The 545-nt window shown below is 73.8% G+C and carries 1 pseudogene; it reads left to right on the top strand.

Annotation, left to right across the window (positions count from 1 at the left end):
* Window positions 1-545: pseudogene (locus G6038_RS32250) on the top strand (NAD(P)(+) transhydrogenase (Re/Si-specific) subunit alpha); the annotation flags it as partial.

Raw genomic sequence — 545 nt, 5'->3', positions numbered from 1 at the left:
CGTCGCAGGCGAACGTCGCCGGGTACAAGTCGGTGCTGGTCGCCGCGACGGAGTCGACGCGGTTCTTCCCGATGCTCACCACCGCCGCGGGCACGGTCAAGCCGGCCACGGTGCTGGTGCTCGGCGTGGGGGTGGCCGGGTTGCAGGCGCTGGCCACGGCCAAGCGCCTGGGCGGGCGCACCACCGGCTACGACGTGCGTCCGGAGGTCGCCGATCAGGTGCGCTCGGTCGGCGCGCAGTGGCTCGATCTCGGCATCGCCGCCGCCGGTGAGGGCGGCTACGCCCGGGAACTCACCGAGGACGAACGCGCGCAGCAGCAGGCGGCGCTCGAGGAGGCCATCAAGGGCTTCGACGTGGTGATCACCACCGCGTTGGTGCCGGGCCGGCCCGCGCCGCGGCTGGTCACCGCCGCCGCCGCGGAGGGCATGAAGCCCGGCTCGGTGGTGGTGGACCTGGCCGGCGAGACCGGCGGCAACTGCGAGCTGACCGAACCCGGACGCACGGTGGTCAAGCACGGCGTGACCATCTGCTCGCCGCTGAACCTG

It is taken from the genome of Rhodococcus sp. 14C212, from assembly GCF_011058195.1.
Taxonomy (GTDB): Bacteria; Actinomycetota; Actinomycetes; order Mycobacteriales; family Mycobacteriaceae; genus Rhodococcus; species Rhodococcus aetherivorans.
This window is presented reverse-complemented; position numbering and strand designations above follow the sequence as displayed.